At 71.2% G+C, this 845-nt stretch carries 1 protein-coding gene; it reads left to right on the top strand.

What is annotated here, in order from left to right:
* Positions 1–39: 39 nt before the first annotated feature.
* A partial coding sequence (locus FNQ90_RS25300) for a winged helix-turn-helix transcriptional regulator (protein WP_182608444.1) occupies positions 40–845 on the top strand: 806 nt, incomplete at its 3' end.

Raw genomic sequence — 845 nt, 5'->3', positions numbered from 1 at the left:
GCCTGGGCCCGGCCCTTCGCGCATCAGGAGTTCACCCCCTTGGTCACCACCGGTCTGCCGCCCGCCGACGCCGATGTCGCCCGGGTCACCGAAGCCCTCCAGATGATCACCCCACGGTGGAACGTGCGGGTCCTGCTGACCCTGAACCGGACTCCCCAGCGCTACAAGGAGATCGTGGCCAAGCTGCCGTACCTCCACACCAGCCACCTGCACTCCAAGATCCGCTCGCTGTGCAACGCGGGCCTGGCCGAACGCACCGAGCACTCCGCCCGCCACGTCACCTACGGCCTCACCCCCCGCGGCCAACAGCTCCTCCCGGTGCTCCCCCGGATGGCGAGGTGGGCCGAACAGCACCTGGAGAAGCCGGAACAGCCGCTCGCCGCGATCGAGCAGATCGAGGACACCCTCGCCCTCCTCACCCGCCGGCAGGCTCCCGCGATCCTCTGGGTTCTCAAGTCACGACAGGAAGCCACCGCCCTGGCCCTGGCCGGCCTCGTGATGCCCACCGGCTTCTGGAACAACATCTACCCCCACCTGCGGCAACTCATCGACGACGGCCTGGTGACGACCGAGGGCACCGGACAGCCCTACCGCCTCTCGCGGGCCGGTGAGGCGTTGAGCCCCGTCCTCGGCGCCCTGTCCATGTGGTCCGCCGGCAGGCCGATCGACGGGGCCGCCCGGCACCCGGTGTGGGGCAACTCCGCCCCACCATCCGTGAACCCCACCCGTGTCTGGACCAGTCACCAGGCACGCTTCCCCGCTCCTCCCGCCGTTCCCGCGGCACCCGCCACACCCGCACGGCCCGCGCACCGCCCCGGGTGGGCAACCGGCGAGCTGTTCTCCCA

Source organism: Streptomyces alkaliphilus (assembly GCF_014141535.1).
GTDB lineage: Bacteria > Actinomycetota > Actinomycetes > Streptomycetales > Streptomycetaceae > Streptomyces > Streptomyces alkaliphilus.
Note: the sequence above shows the minus strand (reverse complement) of the source record. Positions and strands in the feature narration are given on the sequence as shown.